The following is a 19,409-nucleotide window of genomic DNA, read 5'->3' as shown; positions in this document are numbered from 1 at the left end:
CAGGGCAGAGGGGTGCTGTCCCGCCAGCGTCTAATCACCACTCAGCACTGCCAGCGCCTCCAGCACCGCGCCAGATTCCGTCAGCGCACCAAACACCCCGTCCTCCACCGTCACCATATGCAGCGCCGCGTCATGCGCGTATTGGTCGCCGCTGGCGCAGGCGTCGGCGATGGTCAGGCACTGGAAATTGAGGTCGCAGGCCCCGCGCAGCGTCGTGTGCACGCAGACATCGGTCGTGCAGCCGGAAAAGATCAGATGGGTGATGCCGCGTGCGCGCAGCACAAGCTCCAGATCCGTATAGGTGAAGGCGCTGTTGCAGGTCTTGTCGACGATGATGTCGTGCGGCGCGACGTCGATCTCGGCGACGATCTGAAAGCCGGGGCCGGAGCGCAGCAGCACGTCGGTGCCTTCTAGACCCGCCCGCTTGCGGCGCCATCTCTCGTACGGCGTCATGTCGGCCATGTCGCCGCGATATCCCTGCCTGGTGTGAATGATGGTAAGGCCGGCCGCGCGTGCCGCTGATATCAGTCGGTTGACCGTAGGCAGGATGGCGCGCAGCGGCGCGGGGTCATAACCCTTCCTGGCGAAATAGCCGGTCGGCGAGAGGAAATCCTCCTGCAGGTCGATGACCAGCAGCGCGGTGTTTGCCGGCACCAGCCGGCCGTCATAGGGGAAATCGAACGGTATCGCCTTGATCATCGCAGCCTGCCTCAATTGCTGCTCGGCATCGTGGCCCAGCAACCCTGGGCCGTCCATCCCTCGGTGCGACGACACCAGGTAGACCGATGCCAGGACGATGTGCCGTTGAGACATCGCGCCCACAATCGTCGGCCAAAAAGCCATCTTGTTTGTTGACTACAAAGCTCATGTTTTATAGTCAAGCAGGGGCACTCGGCCGCCTGAATTGTTTCCCAGCGGCGGTGCCGCGTTTGAGAGAAGCCAGAATCCGTGGCTGGAGTTTTCGGGGTCGAGATGGGGGTGTTCCCGCATCCCGTCACCGGCCAGCCGATCGGTTACGTGCAATGACGAAGCGAGGACGAAGCGTGTCCAGAAATGGTTTGTTGGCGGCGCTGGCCGCGGTCATGCTGTCGGCCGGCAGCGCTGCTGCGCAAGAGCAGCCAAACACGCAGCCCAGGGTGACGAGGGTGCCCGCTGCAGATCCCCAGTCGGCGCCAACCGTAGTCGAACAGCCCGCACCGGCTGCGCCTGTCGCGCCGGCTTCGCCAACTGCCGGGCAGGCGGCGCCGACCGCGCCCCAGCCGGCAAACCAGCCCGGTGCATCCGCGCAGGCCGAGCCTTCGGCAATATCGCTGACGCTGCCGCACGATCTGTCGCCCTGGGGCATGTTCATGGCCGCCGACATCATCGTCAAGGCGGTGATGATCGGGTTGGCCTTCGCCTCGCTCGTCACCTGGACGGTGTGGCTGGCCAAATCGCTGGAGATTCTCTTCGGCAAGCTCGGCGCCCGGCGCGCTGCGCGCGCCATCGGCAATGCCGCGACACTGCGCCAGGCCGGGCGCTCGCTTGGCAACAATGGCGGCCCCGGTGCGCTTTTGGTGCGGGCAGCCGAGGAAGAGACTGCCCTTTCGGCCGGTGCGCTCGGCCATGTTACCGGCGACGGGCTGAAGGAACGAGTGGCGTCGCGCCTGTCGCGCATCGAGGCGGCGGCGGCGCGGCGCGTGTCGCGCGGCACCGGCGTGCTGGCGACGATCGGCTCGACGGCGCCCTTCGTGGGCTTGTTCGGCACCGTCTGGGGCATCATGAACGCCTTCATCGGCATCTCGCAGGCGCAGACCACCAACCTCGCGGTCGTCGCGCCCGGCATCGCCGAGGCGCTGCTCGCCACGGCGATGGGCCTGGTCGCGGCTATTCCCGCAGTGGTCATCTACAACCTCTTTGCAAGGTCGATAGCGGGCTACCGGCAGATTCTTGCCGATGCCTCGGCCGGGGTCGAACGGCTGGTCAGCCGCGATCTCGATTTCCGCACGGTGCCGCAGGCGCCCGCGCTGGCGGCGGAGTGATGGGCCATGGCGGCTAGAATTCGCGAGGCTATCGATGGCGATCTCGAAGAAAACCACGAGATCAATGTCACCCCGTTCATCGACGTCATCCTGGTGCTGCTGATCATCTTCATGGTCGCTTCCCCCTTGGCGACAGTCGACGTCAATGTTGATCTGCCGGGTTCGACGGCGACGCCAGCACCCCGGCCGGAAACGCCGCTGTTCCTGACGCTGAAGGACGATCTGACGCTGGCGATCGGCAATGACAGCGTGCCGCGCCAGGCTTTCGCCGCGGTGCTCGACGGCAGAACCAAGGGCGACAAGCAGACCCGCATCTTCCTGCGTGCCGACAAGGCGGTCGGTTATGGCGAACTGATGGAGGTGATGAACCTGCTGCGCGGCGCCGGTTATCTGAAGATCGCGCTGGTGGGGCTGGAGACGGTGCCGGCGGACGCATCCGCGGCGCACCCGGGCGCCGCCCCGTGACGCAACTGGCCGCCGCCGCCCCCGCGGCGCCGCGCGCCGGCGTGCGCGAAATTGGCTTGTGGGCGGCTGCGGCCATTGTCATTGTCGGCGCGCATGTCGCGATCGCCTATGCCGTCCAGAGCTTCAGCCTGGCCAACATGGCCGATGGCGGCCCGCCGCCGGCTGTGGCTATCGAGCTGTCGCCGATGATGGTGGCGCCGGCGGTGCAGGAGGACTCGATGGCCGACGTGGTGACGCCTGAGCCGCCGAACCAGATCGAGGAGGCGGTTGCCGAACTGAAGCCCGTCGTGGAGCCCGAGCCCGGTCAGCCGGGGCCGGTCGCCGAGAAGACGGAAGCGGTTCAACCCGCCGCTCCGATCGAGACGGCAGCGGCCGAGCAGCCCGATCAATCGCCGCCGCTGGATGAGGTGGTGCCCGACATCGTCCCGACCATAGCGCCGGATGTGGTCATTCCGCCGCCCCAGACCAAGCCGGCGGAGACCAAGCCGGCGGAGACCAAGCCGATCGAGAAGGCGAAGAAGGCTGCCGAAAAACCCAAGCCGAAAGCAAAGAAAGAGAAGAAGGAAAAGGCCGCGCCGGCGAAAGCGGTCGTGACCGCCAGTGTCGATCAAAAGGCAGCGGCGAAGGCGTCGGCGCCGAAGGCTTCGCAATCGAGTGGATCATCAGTCAGTGCAAGCAAATGGAACTCCCAGCTGATCGGATGGATCAATCGGCACAAGCGCTACCCGAGCGCGGCAAGGTCGCGGCGCGCCGTGGGTACCGCAAATGTGACCTTCGTCGTCAGCGCTTCGGGCAAGGTGACCTCCGTCCGGCTGACCCGATCTTCGGGGGACGCCGATCTCGATCGCGCCGCGCTCGGCATTCTGCAGGGTGCGACGGTGCCCGCGCCACCGCCTGAGAAGGCCGGTACGGCTGTCGTGGCGCCTTTGATGTTCACGCTGCGGAACTAGAAGCAGCCGGACAAGGCCGATCCCATGACCACGTACTTTCCCGCTTGACTGACCCGCCGGACCGAATACGCTAGCGCAAAATACCGGCCTTGGTCGCCGGGCGGCAAATATGCCTCGTATGCCTCGCCCTCCGGCGCTGGCTGCGGGGCATTGTCATTTCTGAGGATCGGTTTGAAACGGCGTATCGAGATCGGCATCCTGTATTCCCGCTCGGGCAGCTACCAGTTGGTCTCCGATGCGTGCCGGATGGGCGCCACGCGCGCCATCGCCGACATCAATCTCGATCGGAGCTATGGCATCGAACTGGTTCCGGTCGAGCGCGATCCGCAAAGTAATGCCGATCGCTACGCGACTTTGTGCGAGGACATTTTCAGGACCAGCAGCGCGCGCCATGTCGTCGGTTGCGTCACCTCGTGGAGCCGCAAGGAAACCATCCCGGTGCTGGAGAAGGCCGGCGGCATGCTCTGGTATGCCTGCCCCTATGAAGGGTTCGAGGCCAACGAGCATGTCGTCTACATGCACGCCTGCCCCAACCAGCATCTGGTTCCGCTGATGGCGCATGTCGTGCCGCGTTTCGGCGCCAACGGCTTCCTGCTCGGCTCGAACTACATTTGGGGCTGGGAGATGAACCGCGTGGCGCGCGACCTGATCGCGGATGCCGGCGGCAAAGTGCTGGGCGAGCGCTATCTGCGCATCGGCGAGACCGACGTGTCGCGGTTGATCGCGGAAATCCGGGCGACGAGGCCGAGCTTCATCCTCAACAATCTGATCGGCACCTCGTCGTATGCCTTCCTGGCGGCTTACCGCGAGTTGGGCGATGAGGATGCGGCATTCAGGCCGGAAAACTGCCCCGTCATCTCCTGCAACCTCACGGAAGGCGAGTTGCCGGCGATCGGCGAGACAGGGAAAGGGCATCTGTCGGTCGGGCCCTATTTCGCGCCCCGGCCGGCTGCCTTCGCTTCGTCCTTCGAGGCCTCCGCCTATGCCTCGGTGCAGGTGATGGCCGACGTGCTGTCGCGCAACACTGATGCCGGCCCGGCGGAATTTTCCAAGGCCTTCGCCGAGCGGCGCTTCTCCACCCGGCTCGGGCCGATCGCCATCGACGCCCACTCCCAGCACGCGACGCTGCCAGTGATCATCGGCCGGATCGCCGATGGCTTCTTCGAGGTCGTCAGCCAGGAGGATGAGGTCGCGCCGGATCCCTATCTGTCGCGCTACGACCCCGCCAAGACATTCGGCCGTCCGCGTCTGAGGGTGGTGTCATGACGCGGACGCGCATCCCCAATCTCGGCGGCGCGCGGGCTTTCATCCTGCATCGCCCGCATCCGACGGTGCAGGCCATCACCAGGCAATTGTCGGCCATCGGCCTGGCTACGATCGACTGCTGGCCGGAATTGCCGCCGGAAGCTCTCGCCGCCGATTTCGTCTTCTTCGATGCCGATCTCGGTTTCGACGAGCAGTTCCCGTGGGAAGCCGGTGAGGCGCCGATGCCGCTGGTGGCGCTGATCGGTTCCGAGGCGCCGGGGCGTATCGAATGGGCGCTGTCGCACAAGGCCGATGCGCAGCTGCTGAAGCCGGTCGGCAATGCCGGTGTGTACAGCGCATTGCTGATCGCAAGGCAGAGCTTCGAGGCACGCAAGCATTTAGCCGGCGAGATAGCGTCGCTGCGCCAGCGCGTCGCCGAGCGCCAGACCATTGTGCGCGCGGTGACGGCGCTGTCGAAAGGCAGCGATGACGAGCGTGCCTATGCACAACTGCGATCGCTGGCGATGAGCTGGCAGATCAGCGTCGAGGATGCCGCGCGCAGGATCGTGGCAATGACGGATGAGGAAGGCGGCGATGACCAGTCCCATCGCGCCTGATCTCCCGGTACGCATGCCGGCAAAACCGCGCGCCGGCGTCTGGCGTCGGCTGGTCAAACGCCGCCTGGCGCTGCTCGGGCTGGTCATCGTCGCCATTGTTGTCGCCGGCGCCGTGCTGGCGCCCCGGCTGACCGGCTACGATCCCAACGAGCAGATGTTCGACGGCCTGACCATCGAGGGCTCGCCGCTGCCGCCCAGCGCCCAGTATTGGCTCGGCACCGACCTGCTCGGACGTGACCTCTTGACCCGCATCCTCTACGGCGCCCGCACCTCGCTGATCATCGGCATCGTCGCCAATGGCGTGGCGCTTTTGATCGGCACTTTGGTGGGCGTCACCGCAGGCTATTTCCGCGGCTGGATCGGCAGTGCGCTGATGCGCTTCACCGATCTGATGATGGCGTTCCCGGCGCTGCTGCTCGCCATCTGCCTGGCGGCAGTGTTTCAGCCGAGTCTGTGGATCGTCGCCATGGTCATCGCGCTGGTCAACTGGGTGCAGACGGCGCGTGTCATCTACACCGAGACCTCATCGCTGGCCGAGCGCGAGTTCATCGATGCCGAGCGCAGCATCGGGGCGAGTGCGCCGCGCATCCTATTTCGCCACATCCTGCCGCATCTGCTGCCGACCATCATCGTCTGGGGCACGCTCGGCATCTCGACCACGGTTCTGCTCGAGGCGACGCTTTCCTTCCTCGGCATCGGTGTGCAGCCGCCGACCGCGTCGTGGGGCAACATCATTTTCGAGAACCAGACCTATTTCCAGGCCGCGCCCTGGCTGGTGTTCTTCCCCGGCGCCGCAATCCTCGCGTTGGCGCTGGCCTTCAATCTGATCGGCGACGCGTTGCGCGACATCCTCGATCCGACGCAAAGGGGCCGGGAATAATGGGGGGCCGGTCATGATCGCCTATCTCGGCCGCCGGCTGATCCAGTCGCTGCTCATCCTGCTTGGCGTCTCGCTGATCACTTTTGCGCTGCTCTACCTCTTGCCGGCCGACCCGGTGCGGCAGATCGCCGGCCGCAGTGCCACGCCGCAGACGGTGGAAAACATCCGCCAGCAACTCGGCCTCGACCAGCCTTTCGTGGTCCAGTACTGGCACTATCTGACGAAGCTACTCAGCGGCGATCTCGGCCGCTCCTACATCCAGCGCTCGGAGGTCACCGAACTCATCGTCTCGCGGCTGCCGGCCAGCCTGCTTTTGATGGTCGGCGCCATCCTTTGCGAATTGCTGATCGGGCTCTCGATGGGGCTGATCGCCGCCGTCAAGCGCGGCTCCGCCACCGACCAGACCCTGATGGTGGCCTCCTTCGTCGGCGTCTCGGCGCCGCAATTCGTCGTCGGCTTGTTGCTGCTCTACGTCTTTGCCGTGCGGCTAAGCTGGTTTCCGATCGGCGGCTACGGCACATGGCGCCATCTGGTGCTGCCGTCGCTGACCATGGGCATACTCGGCGCCGGCTGGTACGCGCGCATGATGCGTTCGTCGATGATTGACGTCCTGCGCCAGGATTATGTCCGCACGGCGCGGGCCAAGGGCCTGGCGCGCAGCGCCATCATATTCCGCCACGCACTGCCGAATGCCATCCTGCCGGTCATCGCCATGATCGGCATCGACATCGGCATCTTCATGGGCGGCATCGTCGTCGTCGAAAGCGTGTTCGGCTGGCCGGGTATCGGTCAGCTGGCGTGGCAGGCGATCCAGCGCGTCGACATTCCGATCATCATGGGCGTCACGCTGGTCTCGGCCTTCGCCATCGTGCTCGGCAATCTGCTCGCCGACATCATCGCGCCGTTCATCGATCCCCGCATCAAGCTCAGATGAAAATGAAACAGAGAAAGGGAACACAACAATGAAAAAGTTTCTCGCATCCACAGTCGCGGCATCGGCCTTGGCCCTCATGCTCGGCATGACAAGCGTCCGCGCCGAAGACACGGTCGATCCCAACGCCAAGCAAGGCGGCGCCATCACCATCACCTACAAGGACGATGTTGCGACCCTCGATCCGGCGATCGGCTATGACTGGCAGAACTGGTCGATGATCAAGAGCCTGTTCGATGGGCTGATGGATTACGAGCCGGGCACCACCAATTTGAAGCCCGATCTGGCAGAAAGCTACGAGATTTCGCCCGACGGCCAGACCTTCACCTTCAAGCTGCGCCATGGCGTGAAATTCCACAATGGCCGCGAGATGACGGCCGACGACGTGAAATATTCGCTCGACCGCGTCACCAATCCGAAGACGCAGAGCCCCGGCGCCGGCTTCTTCGGCTCGATCAAGGGCTATGACGATGTCGCCGCCGGCAAGGCCGAAGGCCTGTCCGGTGTCACCGTCGTCGACCCCTACACGGTCAAGTTCGAACTGACCCGGCCCGACGCCACCTTCCTGCATGTCATGGCCATCAATTTCGCCCATGTCGTGCCGAAGGAAGAGGTCGAGAAATATGGCGCCGATTTCGGCAAGCATCCGGTCGGCACCGGCGCCTTCAAGCTCGCCGAGTGGACGCTGGGACAGCGCATCGTCTTCGAGCGCAATGCGGACTATTGGCACAAGGGCCTGCCGCATCTCGACAAGATCACCTTCGAGATCGGCCAGGAGCCGATCGTGGCGCTGCTGCGCTTGCAGAAGGGCGAGATCGATGTTCCCGGCGACGGCATTCCGCCGGCCAAGTTCCAGGAGGTGATGGCCGATCCCGAGCAGAAGGCGCGTGTCGTCGAAGGCGGTCAGCTGCACACCGGCTACGTCACCATGAACACCACCATGGCGCCGTTCGACAATGTTAAGGTGCGTCAGGCCGTCAACATGGCGCTCAACAAGGCGCGCATCATCCAGATCATCAACGGCCGCGCCGTGCCGGCCAACCAGCCGCTGCCGCCGTCGATGCCGGGCTACGACAAGGACTACAAGGGTTATCCCTATGACGTAGCCAAAGCCAAGGCGCTGCTGGCCGAGGCCGGTCATGCCGATGGTTTCGACACGCAGCTGTTCGCCATGAACACCGATCCCAACCCGCGCATTGCCCAAGCGATCCAGCAGGACCTGGCGGCGATCGGCATCAAGGCCAGCATCCAGTCGCTGGCGCAGGCCAATGTCATCGCCGCCGGCGGTGACAAGGCCGGCGCGCCGATGATCTGGTCGGGCGGCATGGCCTGGATCGCCGACTTCCCCGATCCGTCGAATTTCTACGGCCCGATCCTCGGCTGCGCCGGCGCGGTGCCCGGCGGCTGGAACTGGTCGTGGTATTGCAACAAGGATCTCGACGCCAAGGCGGCCGAGGCGGATTCGGTGGTCGACCCGGCAAAGGCCGGCGAACGCGACAAGATGTGGAGCGCCATCTACGACAAGGTGATGGAAGACGCGCCCTGGGCGCCGGTCTTCAACGAACAGCGCTTCACCATGAAATCCGCGCGCATGGGCGGCGCCGACAACCTCTATGTCGACCCGGTCCATATCCCGATCAACTACGACAATGTGTACGTAAAAGATGTGCAATAACTGCGACTACACCATCCATGGGCGCCACCACCATTTCGGCTGGGACAATTCCTTTGTCCCGGCCGAGCGGGTGGCGCCCGGCGCGACCATCGAGTTCCAGTGCCTCGATGCCGCCGGCGGCCAGCTGAACGCCGACAGCACGGTTGCCGAAATCGCCAAGCTCGACTTCGCCGGGGTCAACCCGGTGACCGGGCCGATCTTCGTCGAGGGCGCCGAGCCGGGTGACGCGCTCAAGGTGACGATCGAGATGTTCAAACCGTCCGGCTTCGGCTGGACGGCGAACATTCCGGGTTTCGGCCTGCTCGCCGACGACTTCACGGAACCGGCGCTGAACATCTGGAAATACGATGCAGCCGCGCTCGAACCGGCGCTGTTCGGGAAAAACGCGCGCGTACCACTGAAGCCGTTCGCCGGCACCATCGGCAATGCGCCGGCTGAGATGGGGCTTCACTCGGTGGTGCCGCCACGGCGGGTCGGCGGCAATCTCGACATCCGCGATCTCGCTGCCGGCACGACGCTCTATCTGCCGGTTGAGGTGGCCGGCGCGCTGTTCTCGGTCGGCGATACGCACGCCGCACAAGGCGATGGCGAGGTCTGCGGCACGGCGATCGAGAGCCCGATGGACGTCGTGCTCAAGCTCGACCTTGTCAAGGACGCCAGGCTGAAGACGCCGCGCTTCACCACCGCCGGTCCGGTGACGCGCCATCTCGACGCCAAGGGCTATGAGGTGACGACGGGTATCGGGCCGGACCTGATGACCGGCGCCAAGGAGGCGGTGGCGCAGATGGTCGATCTGCTTGCTGGGCGGTATCAGATCGATCCGGTCGAGGCCTATATGCTGGCCTCGGTGTGCGGGGACCTGCGCATCAGCGAGATCGTCGACATGCCGAACTGGGTGGTGTCGTTCTATTTTCCGCGTTGCGTGTTTGAATGACGGTACGTCGGCGCCGCACCCCCACCCCGCTGCTTCGCAGCGACCCTCCCCACAAGGGGGAGGGTAAAGCGCTGCCACCCTACCTCCCCCTTGTGGGGAGGTCGGACCGGAGGTCCGGGTGGGGGTCAGCGCCAAGGTTTGTGCGAATGGTGCGACGGAACCAATCCGTCGCAGGGCTCCACCCACAATGACCCTCGCCGACAACCCCATCCTCTCCATCGCCAACCTCTCCGTCAGCGTGCGCGGCGAGGACGGCGAGCGCGATGTCGTCTCCAACCTGTCGCTGACGCTGGCGCGCGGCGAGACGCTCTGCATTGCCGGCGAATCCGGCTCCGGCAAGTCGATGACCGCGCTGGCGATCATGCAGCTTTTGCCGCAGCCGGCGGCGCGCATATCGTCAGGCATGATCCGTCTTCGGGATGGGAATCGGGGCGACACCGACCTAGCAACCCTCGACGAACGCCAGATGCGGCGCATTCGCGGCGACCGCATCGCCATGATCTTCCAGGAGCCGATGACCTCGCTCAACCCGGTTCTGTCGATCGGCCGGCAACTCACCGAATCAATCGAGGCGCATACCAGCCTGTCGTCGGCGCAAGCCCGCCGGCGCGCCATCGAGGCGTTGAAGGCGGTGCGCATTTCGGAGGCGGAAAGCCGGTTAAAGCAGTTTCCGCACGAACTCTCCGGCGGCATGCGCCAGCGGGTGATGATCGCCATGGCGCTGGCGCTCGAGCCCGACGTGCTGATCGCCGACGAACCGACGACGGCGCTCGACGTCACCGTGCAAGGCGAAGTGCTGGAGCTGTTGCGCGACCTGCAGCGCCAGCATGGCACCAGCGTCATCCTGATCACCCACGATATGGGCGTGGTTGCCGAAATGGCCGACCGGGTCATCGTCATGCGCGACGGCCGCATGGTCGAAGAAGGCACGACATCGCATATTTTTGTCCAGCCGCAGGCCGACTATACGCGCGAACTGCTGGCTGCCGTGCCGCGCATCGGCAGTGGCGTCGGTCGACAGAAATCCAGGGATGCGATTGACGTCTTGAAACCGGCCAATGTCGCCGAGATCAACGACCTGTATGTCCGCTTCGATCTGCGTGGCGGCATCTTTGGCCAGGTCACCCGCCGCGTCCACGCCGTCGAGGGCGTCAGCTTCTCGATCGCGCCCAACGAAACGCTTGCTCTGGTCGGCGAATCCGGCTGCGGCAAGTCGACGACCGCCAAGGCGCTGGCCGGACTGGCGCCGTATAGCGGCGACATCGTCATTGGCGGGCGCAATCTCTCCGGTCTTGGCCGCGACGAGCGCAAGGCGGTGCGCCGTGACGTCCAGATGATTTTCCAGGATCCCTTCACTTCGCTCGATCCGCGCATGCGCGTCGGCGAGCTCGTCGCCGAGCCGCTGGTGATTCATGGCATCGCCTCCAAGGACGAGCGCCGCGAACGAGTGGGGGCGCTGTTCGAGCGCGTCGGCCTGTCGGCCGACCAGATGGAGCTTTACCCGCACGAATTCTCCGGTGGCCAGCGCCAGCGCGTCTGCATCGCCCGAGCGCTGGCGCTACGACCAAAACTGATCATCGCTGACGAAAGCGTCTCCGCGCTCGACGTCTCGGTGCAGGCGCGTGTGCTCGATTTGCTGAAGGAATTGCAGCGCGAATTCGGCGTCGCCTATCTCTTCATCTCGCACGACATGGCGGTGGTCGAGAACATTTCCGACCGCGTTGCCGTCATGTATCTCGGCCAGATCGTCGAGATGGGCACGCGCGACCAGGTGTTTTCCAACCCGCGCCATCCCTACACCAGGCGGCTGATCGACGCCGTGCCGGTGCCCGATCCGGCGCAGCGCAGAACGCGCTTCGCGCGCCTCGACCAGGAAATCCCGAGCGCCACCCGCAGGATCGGGGAGGCGCCGCTGAAGCTGGCGCTGAACGATGTCGGCGGCGGCCATCTGGTTGCTGCGGAAAGCTGAGCCCGCACTGGCTGGCAGCTGTTCTTTTACTTTGTTGAGTACAACCAAGAACTGCCGTCTCGGGTTTACCGCGTCTTAGGTGGACGGCGGCCACTATACGGTCGGAGTTCTTGCCACGGGGAAAAATAGTGCTCAAGGCGGTTCTGCAGCTGCTGCCGGGTCGGTTCATGGATGTGCGCATGCGCGTATCCGCCGACTACGAGACGCGTGTCGTGGAGCGGCCCGGGCGCTGGATGAAGGCGGCCGAGCTGGAGCAGTTGAGCAGCGATCTGCGGCTGGTGGCGTCGAAGACGCTGAAAGTCGGCAGCCTGACCTACGGTGTGTTTTCCGGCGACCGCAGCCGGCTGGAACATTCCATCATCACCATCGTCTATCGCCGCAGCGACGGGCGGCCGATCGCCTTCAACGCGCTGGCGCTGATGGAGATTTCGCTGGCCGGCAAGCCCTATGAAGTCTTGCACCTCGGTCTGGTCATGATCGATCCGGACGAGCGCAGCCGCGGTCTCAGCTGGATCCTCTACGGCCTGACCTGCTTCCTGATGTTTTTGCGCAACCAGTTCAGGCCGATCTGGATCTCCAACGTCAGCCAGGTGCCGGCCGTCGTCGGCATGGTCGCGGAGGCGTTCAGCAATGTGTTTCCCGGACCGCATGCCGGCGCGCGGCGCTCGCTGACCCATGTGCTTCTGGCGCGGCAGATCATGGCGCGGCACCGCCATGTCTTCGGCGTCGGCCCCGAAGCGGGTTTCGACGAAGAGCGTTTCGTCATCACCAATGCCTATACGGGCGGCTCGGACGATCTGAAGAAAACCTTCGACGAGACGGCCAAGCACCGCGAGGAGACCTTTAACGAGTTCTGCCGCAAGGAACTCGACTACGGGCGCGGCGACGATGTGCTGCAGATCGGCCAGATGAGCTTCCAGTCGGCGCGCACCTTTCTCGCCGACACGGTTCCGCGCCGCTCGCTTGCAGCACTTGCCGTGGCCGGCGCGGCCGCCACGCTGCAGCGGCTGGTGCTGCCGGTGGTTCACTGGGCCGATAGCACCCGCCAATGGAATGTGCTGAGACCATGGACACGCTGATGGCTTCATTCGTGGCGTCTCGGTTTATCCGCAAGCTGATGGCAGCCGGCCGATGATGAACCTCGACGGCACGCTCGTCGCCGACACCATCACCTCGCTAGCGGCGCTGGTTGGCCTGCTTGTCGTGATATCGATCATAGGCGGGCGCGACACGGGCGATCCGCTGTCGCGGCGCTTTCTATTCGGCCTCAAGGTGCTGGCAGTGCTGCTTGCCTGCCGCATCCTCGACTGGACCACGGGTCTTGCCTTTTTCCGGTTCGTCACCATCACGGCGGCGGGTCTGCTGCCGCTGGCCGCACTGCTGCTGACCGAAGGCCTGCTGCGCCGGCACGCGCCGTTCGCTCTCAAATTGTTCGCCGCCGGCGGTGCCCTGCTGTTCTTCCTTCTGGCGCCGATCCCGGCACGTTTCGCTGAACCATGGCGAATGGCGGTACTACTTGCCTTCCAGTTCGGAGGTTTTCTCGCCATCGGCTGGCTGGTGATGACGCGCGATCGCGACAGCCTGTCGGCGGCCGAAAACCGCACGGTCGAGCGCATGGCGCTGTCGCTGCTGTTGATCATTCCGTTCATGGTCACCGACTACCGGCCCGGCCTGTTCGAAGTGCCGGTTCGGCTTGGCGGCATCGCCATCCTGTTCCTGTGCTGGCTGACGATCGGCCTTGGACGCGCCAGCCTCGGCCATCGCGACACGATCGGCGCCTTTACCGTGATTACGCTGAGCTCGGTTTTCGCCGGGCTGGCGCTGGGCGGCATCGACGATCTCGGCTGGCGCGGCAGTGTGCAGGGCGTGGTGATCGTGCTGTCGGCGACGCTGCTGGCAGTCATCTACAATGACAGCGTCAGCCTCACCGCGGAGAAGCGCCGCGACTCGTTGCTGAAGCATATGGCCGAGGGCGACCTCACCGATTCGGCGCGCTTCCTGCGCGGCCTGCAGAGCCATATCCTTGTCGACGGTGCGCTGATCCTGCCGGCAGGGGACCTCGGCGACTTCGACCTGAAGGTGCTGGCCCGTGCACTGGAGCAGGAGCCCGTGCGCTCGCTCGCCGATACGCAGCCGGGGGCGCCAGTCGACCAGGATATACGCGAGCAGCTGGCATGGCTGTTCGAGAAATTTGAGGCGACCCATGTGCTGCTGGCGACGCTCGAGCCGTTGACCGTGGTGGCGCTCAACATGCCGGCGCTGGCATCGTCGCCGGGCGTGGAAATGGAGCTGCGGGCAGTCCAGCGCATGGCGATGCTGATCTCGCAGCGGCATGCGAAGGGTTGATCATCTGAACGGGCCGGCTCTTGCGTCGGCCCGTTGCCGTAGCCGGGTCAGGCGGCCTTGGTCTTCAAGGCCTCTTCGTCGCGCACCATTTTTGTCACGGCGGCGAAGTCGAGCTTGCCGGAGCCAAGGACCGGTACCTTTGAGACCACCCGCACTTCGGCCGGGACCATCAGGTCCATCGCGCCGTTGGCCTTGGCGTAGGCGAGGAATTCCGCTCGTGTGGCGCCGGATGCCTCAGTGATGAGGATCAGCTTTTCGCCCTTGCGCGCGTCGGGCACCGTGGCGACCGCCGACAGCGAGCCCTTCCACAATTCGCCGGCCAGCGCTTCGACAGCGGCGAGCGAGATCATCTCGCCGCCGATCTTGGCGAAGCGCTTGGCGCGGCCGCGAATGGTGATGAAGCCGCCTTCGTCGATAGCGACGACGTCGCCCGTATCATGCCAGCCGTCGTCGAGCGGTTCGAGCACGCCGGGCTTCTCGGCCCGGAGATAACCGGCCATGACATTGGGGCCGCGCACGAACAGCCGGCCGCCTTCGTCGACGCCGGGGACCGGATCGAGGCGGTATTCCATGCCGGGCATGATCTTGCCGACGGTTCCGGAGCGATTGTACATCGGCGTGTTGATGGAGATCACCGGCGCCGTCTCGGTGACGCCGTAGCCCTCGAGGATGCGTAGGCCGAACTTCTCCATATACGTCATGCGCGTCGCTGTCTTGACCGGTTCCGCGCCGGCAAAACAATAGCGTATCGAGCGGAAGTCGTAGGGGTGCGCGGTGCGCGCGTAGCCGGAGAGGAAGGTGTCGGTGCCGAAGATGATCGTCGCGTTCGAGCCGTAGATCAGTTCCGGCACGAGGCGGTAGTGCAGCGGCGAGGGGTAGAAATAGACCGGCACGCCGGAGATCAACGGCAGCACCGTGCCCGCGGTCATGCCGAAGGAGTGGAAGATCGGCAGCACGTTGAACACCTTGTCGCCCGAATGGAAGTCGATACGCGACGCCGCCTGGGCGGCGTTGGCCAGGATGTTGCGGTGCGTCAGAACGACGCCCTTCGGCGTGCCTTCCGAACCCGAGGTGAACAGGATCACCGCCGCATCGCCGGGCTTGCGTTTCGCGCGCGGCGTCGACTTGCGCAGCAAGCCGAGCAGCTTATCCTTGAGACTGATGGTCTTTCTGAGATCGTCGAGCCACACGATGTCGACCGAGCGACCGAGTTCCTCGACTACAGCGCCGAGCTTTGCCTGTTCGACGAACGCGCGGGACGTCAGCACGGTGCGGACTTCGGCGGCCTTGCAGGCGGACAGAATATTGGCAGCACCTGCGGTGAAGTTCATCATCGCCGGAACCTTGCCGGCGGACATGACGCCGAGCAGCGTCGCGCAAGAGCCGTTGGCGTTGGGCAGCATGATGCCCAGCGTCTGCTGGTCGGCATAAAGGGTCTGGAACTTCTCACCAAGCACGGCGGCAGCCGTGAGCAGCTTGCTGTAGCTGAGAGAACCGGTGACCGGATCCTGAACTGCGAGCTGTTTCATGCCGCGTTCGTTCGCCGTCTCGATGATCTTTTCCAGTACGGTCTTGTCGATGTCCTGGGTGCGGAAAACGAGATCCGACATCACCTGGTAGAGCGCGGAACCCGCCGCGGCGCGGCGCTTGCGGCCCTTCAGCTCCTGCGGCACCTCGAGCTTGACCGGTTCCAGAATAGTCACCTTGACCTTCGGGAACAGGCGGCGGCGCACATGCTGCGAGCTCAGCCGCGAGAAGTAGGTCTTCTCCAGCCCGTCGATGCGCACCGGCACAACCATCGAGCCGGTCTTGTCGGCAACCATGGCGGCGCCGTCATAGACCTTCATCAGGCCGCCGGTCACGGTGATGCGTCCCTCCGGGAAGATCACCAGCGGGTCGCCGCCCTGCACGATCTTGATCAGCGTGCGGGTCGACATCGGCTTGGCCGGGTTGAGCGGCAAGGCGCGGGCAAGTTTCATGAACGGCTTCATCCACCAAGCCTGGGCAATGGTGTAGTCGATGGCGAAGACCGGTTCCTCATCGGTCAGCGTCAAGGCGAGCGGACCGTCGAGGAAGCTGACATGGTTGAGCGCCAGGATCGGCGCCTTGCCGGCCGCCTTGAGGTTTTCCATGCCCTCGACTTCGAGGCGCAGGAAAGCGCGGAACAGGATGGAGACGAAGTCACGGAAGGGGTTCGTCGGCAAATATTTCAGCATCAGCCATGCGGCAATCGCATTGGCCGCGACGAGGCCGAACAGGATGCCGCCGGTCGAGACCTTCGTCTGGATCAGGGCCATGATGATGCCGCCGCCAGTCATGAAGCCGGCATTGACGATACTGACGGCGGCGACGACCCGGGCGCGCCGCGCTTCGGGCGACCAGGCCTGCACGGCGGCGAAGGTCGGCACCACCAGGAAAGCGGCTGCAATGGCCATGCCGGCGAGGTCGATGGCGACGCGGATCGTGTTTGGGCCGGCGAAGAATGCGCCAAGGGTTTCCGCCTGGGGCGACGGCGTCATGCCGGAGATGGTCCAGGCGAGATGCAGGCCGAACAGGGCGAGCAGCGCCGTGCCGACCGGTGCCGGCAACAGCACGATGCGGCCCTGCGACATCCAGGCGGCGATGGCCGAACCGATGGCGATCGAGACGGCGAACACGGCGAGGTAGACGGTGACGGCCATTTCGTTGCCGCCGAGCGAATCCTTGATCAGCACCGGCAGGAGCGAGAGCACGATGGCGCCGATCAGCCAGAACCAAGACGTCATCAGGCCGGCGCGCCAGATGCGCGTGTCGGTGCGCAATTCGGCGACCTGGCGCCAGGTCGAGCGGAAGATGTTCTTGTCGATGACAAGGTCGGGCGCCGCCGAACCGGTGGACGGGATATAGCGGCTGACGAGCCAGCAACCGACGGCGAGCGCCATCATGATCGGTCCGAACACCGCGACGCCGATACCATCGGCGGAAACGACGCCGCCGGCTATGGTGCCGCCGAGAATCGCGGCAAACGTGGCTGACTCGATCCAGGCGTTGGCCTTGGGCAGTTCCTTGCGTTCGAGGTGATCGGGCAGGATTCCGTATTTGATCGGTCCGAACAGCGCCGAGATGACGCCGAACATCAACAGCGCCGTCATCAGCACGGGAATGGACGACAGGGCGATGCCGACGACGGAGACACCCGCCGCCGCGATCTCGGCGAATTTCAGACGCTTGGCTATGAGAGCCTTGTCGAAGCGGTCGGCGAGCTCGCCGCCGAGCGCCGACAGGAGCAGGAAGGGGGCCATGAAGACGGCGCCCGCCAAGGTGACCAGTGATGCCGCCTGGTCCGCCGCCAGCGTGAACAGAATAAGGAACACCAGCGTGTTCTTGAGGAAATTATCGTTGAAGGCGGACAGGAACTGCGTCCAGAACAAGGGCGCAAAGCGCCTGGACGTCATCAGATGAGCTGTCGGTCGGTTGATCGGGGCGATTTCCATAGCGGCGACTTCCATTGGGCAAGACCGATTAAAATCCTGGCTGGATTGATCAGCGGTCTTGCGCGTTGAGCCTTGTTTAGCGGGAACCCGGTTACACTTCGTTACTGCGGCTGACTTCCATCAGCAACTTCTCGGTCTTGGCGTCTTCCAGCCGGTTGATGAAGCGGCTTGCCTCTTCCGAGTCGCGCAGCGTCTTGGTGATGGTGATCGAGGTGTGCACGAGCATGATGGCGGCCATCGCATAAAACCCCTTGGCGGCGAAGCTCGCCTCCATGAAGTAGATGCCGCCGGCCATCATCGTGGCGGCAAAGGCGAAACTGGCCATGGTGAAGGTCTTCCAGGCGCTTGAGTCCTTGGGGGAATAGGTGTTCGGGGTCATCGATATGGTCCTTTCGTTTCAAGGTTAGGTTGGTTGGGCGTGGGTCTGTTTCAGGCTGGATACAATCAGGCCGGATACAATCAGACTGGATAACAATCAGGCCGGGTACGATCAGGCCGGCTTGGTCATGGTCTTCGTGAGCCGTTCGAGCACGGCGTCGGCGCTGCTTCTCAGCGGCGCGCCGCAGCCGGCGGTCGCAAGCTTCTCTGAGACCGCGGCAGGATCGCCCGACTGTTCCATCTCGGCCATGGCGGCCGCGGTGGCGTCGATCTGCTTTTGCCTGGTGCGCAGGCGCAGCAGCGTCTCCTCGGCGTCCCTGAGCGCCGACAGGCTGGAGCCGGGCGCGCTTTCTCGCAGGCGCTGGGTCGAGTCGACCGCGGCAACGATGCGCTGGCCGCGCTGCAATTCGCGCAGGCGCATTTCGGAGACGCGGATAATCCGCTTGAGACGCTCTATCTCGGTGCCGAAGCTTTTCTGCGCCTCGGCGGAGGCGTCGCGTTCGGCTTCCAGCATGGCGATGGTTTCGGCGGCTTCGCGGGCCAGTTCATTCTGTCCCTGCTCGATCGCGGCGATCGTGCGCTTCTCCAAATCGTCGATGCGGAGGACAAGCTTCTTGAACTGCGCGACTTCCTGTTCATTCTGGGCGATGGCAATTGCAACCGCCCGGCGGGCGGCCGCGATAGCGTCGGCGCAATCGCGGATCTGCTGGCGCAGGATTATCAGCGCGTTGCGGTCGACGACCGCCTCGGCGGCTTCGTAGCTTCGGCCGCGAACGAGAGCAAAAAACTGTTTCAACATTTCCGTTTCTCCTCTATGAACGTTGTTCATGAGGCAAAGTAGCACATTGTGAACGGCGTTCAAGGAGAAAATGAACGGTGTTCATGATTGCGCATAAGAGAAGGTTAATGACCGCAAAACGGGACGCCAAACGCGAGGACCTCAAAGGCAGGCTGATCGAGGCCGCGCAAGCGCGCATCCAGTCCTCGGGGCTCGCCGGTCTGCGTGCGCGCGACATCACGGCCGATGCCGGCTGCGCGCTGGGCGCGCTCTACACCGCCTTCGCCGACCTGGACGAGCTCATCCTGCACGTCAACTCGATCACGCTGGCAAGACTTGGGGCGGCGTTGGAACAGGAGGCGACCGGCGCGGCCGAGCCAAGGGCCAAGCTGAGGGCTCTGGCCAAAGCCTATCTCTCTTTCGCGCGCGACAATCGCATGGCGTGGAAGGCGCTGTTCGAGCATCGCATGGCGCCAGGCGTGGCGGTGCCCGGATGGCATCTGGCCGAACATGCCGTGCTGATCCAGCATCTCGTCGAGCCGCTGGCGGCGCTGCTCCCGGCGGCGGCAACGCCGGAGCTTTTGGCCCGCGCGCGCACGCTGTTCTCCGCCGTGCATGGGATCGTCGCCATCTCGCTCGAAGACCGTTTCATTGGCCTGGCGTCCACCGACCTCGAAAGTGAGCTGCTGGGTTTCGTCGGCACGCTGGTGAGCGGACTGGAGACGGAAAGGGAATGAACTGCTGCGA

17 protein-coding genes are annotated in these 19,409 nt (G+C 64.6%); 13 read left to right on the top strand and 4 right to left on the bottom strand.

The window, feature by feature from the left end; translation table 11 throughout:
• Nucleotides 1-30 precede the first annotated feature (30 nt).
• Nucleotides 31-699 carry a cysteine hydrolase family protein gene (locus NLY36_RS14160; RefSeq protein ID WP_023736810.1) on the bottom strand — a complete coding sequence of 223 codons (669 nt, stop codon included), beginning with the start codon at nucleotides 697-699 and terminating at the stop codon, nucleotides 31-33.
• A gap of 344 nt (nucleotides 700-1,043) precedes the next feature.
• On the opposite strand from NLY36_RS14160, the gene exbB reads away from it, so the two are divergent.
• The 12 genes from exbB (at nucleotide 1,044) to NLY36_RS14100 (ending at nucleotide 14,033) form a co-directional block, all read left to right on the top strand.
• Nucleotides 1,044-2,021 (top strand): tonB-system energizer ExbB, encoded by a 978-nt coding sequence (gene exbB, locus NLY36_RS14155; protein ID WP_023736811.1) that lies wholly within the window; start codon nucleotides 1,044-1,046, stop codon nucleotides 2,019-2,021.
• Between the two features lie 6 nt (nucleotides 2,022-2,027).
• Nucleotides 2,028-2,486: a TonB system transport protein ExbD gene (exbD, locus tag NLY36_RS14150; protein ID WP_023698723.1), complete on the top strand. Its 459-nt coding sequence runs from the start codon at nucleotides 2,028-2,030 to the stop codon at nucleotides 2,484-2,486.
• A complete protein-coding gene (locus NLY36_RS14145; protein WP_023698724.1) occupies nucleotides 2,483-3,436 on the top strand; it encodes an energy transducer TonB family protein in 954 nt (317 codons plus the stop codon). Before exbD ends, NLY36_RS14145 begins: the two co-directional genes overlap by 4 nt.
• Before the next feature lie 171 nt (nucleotides 3,437-3,607).
• The gene (locus NLY36_RS14140) at nucleotides 3,608-4,702 is read left to right on the top strand and encodes a transporter substrate-binding protein (protein WP_023698725.1); all 1,095 of its coding nucleotides are present in this window, start codon (nucleotides 3,608-3,610) and stop codon (nucleotides 4,700-4,702) included.
• The gene (locus NLY36_RS14135; protein WP_023693236.1) at nucleotides 4,699-5,298 is read left to right on the top strand and encodes an ANTAR domain-containing response regulator; all 600 of its coding nucleotides are present in this window, start codon (nucleotides 4,699-4,701) and stop codon (nucleotides 5,296-5,298) included. Before NLY36_RS14140 ends, NLY36_RS14135 begins: the two co-directional genes overlap by 4 nt.
• Entirely contained in the window at nucleotides 5,276-6,178 is a 903-nt protein-coding gene (locus NLY36_RS14130) for an ABC transporter permease (protein WP_023693235.1), read from the top strand. Before NLY36_RS14135 ends, NLY36_RS14130 begins: the two co-directional genes overlap by 23 nt.
• A 13-nt stretch (nucleotides 6,179-6,191) precedes the next feature.
• Nucleotides 6,192-7,112, top strand: a complete 921-nt coding sequence (locus NLY36_RS14125) for an ABC transporter permease (RefSeq protein WP_023693234.1) — start codon at nucleotides 6,192-6,194, stop codon at nucleotides 7,110-7,112.
• A gap of 76 nt (nucleotides 7,113-7,188) precedes the next feature.
• The gene (locus tag NLY36_RS14120; protein ID WP_460221783.1) at nucleotides 7,189-8,784 is read left to right on the top strand and encodes an ABC transporter substrate-binding protein; all 1,596 of its coding nucleotides are present in this window, start codon (nucleotides 7,189-7,191) and stop codon (nucleotides 8,782-8,784) included.
• Entirely contained in the window at nucleotides 8,774-9,718 is a 945-nt protein-coding gene (locus NLY36_RS14115) for an acetamidase/formamidase family protein (RefSeq protein ID WP_023693232.1), read from the top strand. Before NLY36_RS14120 ends, NLY36_RS14115 begins: the two co-directional genes overlap by 11 nt.
• 187 nt (nucleotides 9,719-9,905) lie before the next feature.
• Nucleotides 9,906-11,687: an ABC transporter ATP-binding protein gene (locus NLY36_RS14110; RefSeq protein ID WP_023736812.1), complete on the top strand. Its 1,782-nt coding sequence runs from the start codon at nucleotides 9,906-9,908 to the stop codon at nucleotides 11,685-11,687.
• 128 nt (nucleotides 11,688-11,815) lie between these two features.
• Entirely contained in the window at nucleotides 11,816-12,766 is a 951-nt protein-coding gene (locus NLY36_RS14105; protein ID WP_031196424.1) for a hypothetical protein, read from the top strand.
• Between the two features lie 52 nt (nucleotides 12,767-12,818).
• On the top strand, nucleotides 12,819-14,033 hold the full coding sequence (locus tag NLY36_RS14100) for a hypothetical protein (protein ID WP_023668596.1): 1,215 nt from the start codon (nucleotides 12,819-12,821) through the stop codon (nucleotides 14,031-14,033).
• Between the two features lie 47 nt (nucleotides 14,034-14,080).
• Here the strand turns inward: NLY36_RS14100 and NLY36_RS14095 are convergent, their stop codons facing one another.
• The 3 genes from NLY36_RS14095 to NLY36_RS14085 all read right to left on the bottom strand — a co-directional run bounded on the left by NLY36_RS14095 (nucleotide 14,081) and on the right by NLY36_RS14085 (nucleotide 18,683).
• On the bottom strand, nucleotides 14,081-17,506 hold the full coding sequence (locus tag NLY36_RS14095) for an acyl-[ACP]--phospholipid O-acyltransferase (protein WP_023698729.1): 3,426 nt from the start codon (nucleotides 17,504-17,506) through the stop codon (nucleotides 14,081-14,083).
• A 91-nt stretch (nucleotides 17,507-17,597) separates the two neighbouring features.
• Nucleotides 17,598-17,885: a YiaA/YiaB family inner membrane protein gene (locus tag NLY36_RS14090; RefSeq protein WP_023698730.1), complete on the bottom strand. Its 288-nt coding sequence runs from the start codon at nucleotides 17,883-17,885 to the stop codon at nucleotides 17,598-17,600.
• A gap of 111 nt (nucleotides 17,886-17,996) precedes the next feature.
• Nucleotides 17,997-18,683 carry a PspA/IM30 family protein gene (locus NLY36_RS14085; RefSeq protein ID WP_023736813.1) on the bottom strand — a complete coding sequence of 229 codons (687 nt, stop codon included), beginning with the start codon at nucleotides 18,681-18,683 and terminating at the stop codon, nucleotides 17,997-17,999.
• Between the two features lie 107 nt (nucleotides 18,684-18,790).
• Here NLY36_RS14085 and NLY36_RS14080 point away from each other — a divergent pair, with 107 nt between their 5' ends.
• Nucleotides 18,791-19,399, top strand: coding sequence for a TetR/AcrR family transcriptional regulator (locus NLY36_RS14080; RefSeq protein ID WP_023698731.1), 609 nt, complete (start codon nucleotides 18,791-18,793; stop codon nucleotides 19,397-19,399).
• Nucleotides 19,400-19,409 lie beyond the last annotated feature (10 nt).

Origin of the sequence: Mesorhizobium sp. C399B, assembly GCF_030323185.1 — a bacterium.
GTDB lineage: Bacteria > Pseudomonadota > Alphaproteobacteria > Rhizobiales > Rhizobiaceae > Mesorhizobium.
The sequence above is the reverse complement of the archived record's forward strand: the minus strand, read 5'-3'. Positions and strand labels throughout refer to the sequence as shown.

Bases quoted from the DNA above. Each gene is read 5' to 3' on its own strand.
- NLY36_RS14120 (WP_460221783.1), top strand. From the start codon at position 7,189: ATGCTCGGCATGACAAGCGTCCGCGCCGAAGACACGGTCGATCCCAAC.
- exbD (WP_023698723.1), top strand. From the start codon at position 2,028: ATGGCGGCTAGAATTCGCGAGGCTATCGATGGCGATCTCGAAGAAAAC.
- NLY36_RS14135 (WP_023693236.1), top strand. From the start codon at position 4,699: ATGACGCGGACGCGCATCCCCAATCTCGGCGGCGCGCGGGCTTTCATC.
- NLY36_RS14095 (WP_023698729.1), bottom strand. From the start codon at position 17,506: ATGGAAATCGCCCCGATCAACCGACCGACAGCTCATCTGATGACGTCC.
- NLY36_RS14125 (WP_023693234.1), top strand. From the start codon at position 6,192: ATGATCGCCTATCTCGGCCGCCGGCTGATCCAGTCGCTGCTCATCCTG.
- NLY36_RS14115 (WP_023693232.1), top strand. From the start codon at position 8,774: ATGTGCAATAACTGCGACTACACCATCCATGGGCGCCACCACCATTTC.
- NLY36_RS14130 (WP_023693235.1), top strand. From the start codon at position 5,276: ATGACCAGTCCCATCGCGCCTGATCTCCCGGTACGCATGCCGGCAAAA.
- NLY36_RS14085 (WP_023736813.1), bottom strand. From the start codon at position 18,683: ATGTTGAAACAGTTTTTTGCTCTCGTTCGCGGCCGAAGCTACGAAGCC.
- NLY36_RS14110 (WP_023736812.1), top strand. From the start codon at position 9,906: ATGACCCTCGCCGACAACCCCATCCTCTCCATCGCCAACCTCTCCGTC.
- NLY36_RS14100 (WP_023668596.1), top strand. From the start codon at position 12,819: ATGATGAACCTCGACGGCACGCTCGTCGCCGACACCATCACCTCGCTA.
- NLY36_RS14080 (WP_023698731.1), top strand. From the start codon at position 18,791: ATGACCGCAAAACGGGACGCCAAACGCGAGGACCTCAAAGGCAGGCTG.
- NLY36_RS14090 (WP_023698730.1), bottom strand. From the start codon at position 17,885: ATGACCCCGAACACCTATTCCCCCAAGGACTCAAGCGCCTGGAAGACC.
- NLY36_RS14160 (WP_023736810.1), bottom strand. From the start codon at position 699: ATGATCAAGGCGATACCGTTCGATTTCCCCTATGACGGCCGGCTGGTG.